We start from the raw sequence: 1557 nt of genomic DNA on the forward strand, positions 1-1557 counted from the left end.
GTGCAAACAGAAGTACTCTACAGTCAGGTTGTAAAATATTTGCGTGATATTGAAGCAGAAGTTGTATTTGACATATACTCTGGAATTGGCACCATTTCAATGTTCGTTGCTCCTTTTTGCAAAAAGGTTTACGCTATAGAAATTGTTGAAGATGCAGTTGAAGATGCTAAAAAAAGCAGCAAGAATAATGGTATTTCGAACATTGAATTTATATGTGGCCGTGCAGAGATTGAAATCCCAAAACTGTTGAAAAATGGAATTATACCCCAGGCTGTGATTCTTGACCCACCGCGAAGTGGATGTGAAAAAGAGCTCTTAGAAAGCCTTATAGAGCATAAAATTCCAAACATAATTTATGTATCCTGCAATCCTTCAACACTTGCAAGAGATAGCAGTATTCTTTGTTCAAATGGCTATGAAATTTTAGAAGTCCAGCCTGTTGATATGTTTCCACAGACATTTCACGTCGAGTGCGTGGTATTGATGACAAATGTAAAAAACAAATAAGTGCCTGAAAAACGGCTTGAATACAGGGTTTTCCGGTCTTTTGCCACCCGCCGAAAATGTGCTTATGGGCGGCGGAGATACCGGGAAGCCTTGTTTTTTTGTTTCTGTGATTGTTCGTGGAAACACATCCACAGCCTTTCGGGGCGGATTTTGGTAGGCAGGGTTGTGTAGACGGAAAAGACGGGGGTTGATTGTTCGAGGGAACATGTCAAAAATTTTAATGGTTTGAAAAGAGAAAAAATGTAAACCAATTTATCCATTATGGCTTGATATTATTCGTTTAGACTTATATAATATGAATTGCTAATAATTGTATGTTTGGGTGAATATATGGTAACTGATTACATGTCTGTAAATGAAGCTTCAAAAAAGTGGGGCATTTCCGTCAGGCGCATACAAAAGCTGTGTGCGGAAAACAGAATAAACGGCGCTGTGCGTTTCAGCCGTGTATGGGCAATACCGAGAAACGCCCAAAAACCCATTGATGGCAGACTTAAGTCACAAAGAGAGAGGAAACAAAACAGAGCATGAAAATGCGGGAGGTGACAAAATGCTTCCAATATATCTGGCGATGCTTGACGGCGAAGAGGATAAAAATAAATTTGAATTGCTTTATGTTACATACAGGAAGCTTATGTTCTATGTCGCCAACCGCATCCTAAATGATGAACGGTTCGCCGAGGACGCTGTACATCAGACGTTTTTGAAAATTCTTGAGAATTTCGATAAAGTGGGAGAAATTTCCTGTCACAAAACTAAGAGCTACATTGTTACTATGGTTAGAAACACCGCCATCAATTTATATAACCAAAGAAAAAGGCATACAACAATTCCCCTTGAGGATGTGGAATACTGTATAACGACCGAACCAATAAGCGTTGCGGAGGATTTGGATCATCTTGCAAGGGCGGTATTGAAGCTGCCTGTTATATATAAAGATGTGCTGACACTGAAATATGTTCAAGAGTTTTCAAATGAAGAAATAGCAAAGATGCTGGATATATATGAGGCGACGGTTAGGAAGCGGCTTGAGCGCGCAAAACGCAGGCT

General features: G+C 39.8%; 3 protein-coding genes. All 3 read left to right on the forward strand.

Translation table 11 applies throughout. The features are described 5' to 3' along the window. Positions 1-507, forward strand: a 507-nt coding sequence (gene rlmD / locus H964_RS11750; RefSeq protein WP_039767871.1) for a 23S rRNA (uracil(1939)-C(5))-methyltransferase RlmD, incomplete at its 5' end; no start/stop codon positions are given. Between the two features lie 330 nt (positions 508-837). Continuing rightward, complete coding sequence (locus H964_RS11755) at positions 838-1038, forward strand: DNA-binding protein (protein WP_039767872.1); 201 nt, start codon at positions 838-840, stop codon at positions 1036-1038. Between the two features lie 19 nt (positions 1039-1057). Further along, the coding region (locus H964_RS11760) for an RNA polymerase sigma factor (RefSeq protein WP_039767873.1) at positions 1058-1557 on the forward strand (500 nt) is incomplete at its 3' end.

Origin of the sequence: Caldicellulosiruptor sp. F32 (assembly GCF_000404025.1) — a bacterium.
Lineage (GTDB): Bacteria > Bacillota > Thermoanaerobacteria > Caldicellulosiruptorales > Caldicellulosiruptoraceae > Caldicellulosiruptor > Caldicellulosiruptor saccharolyticus.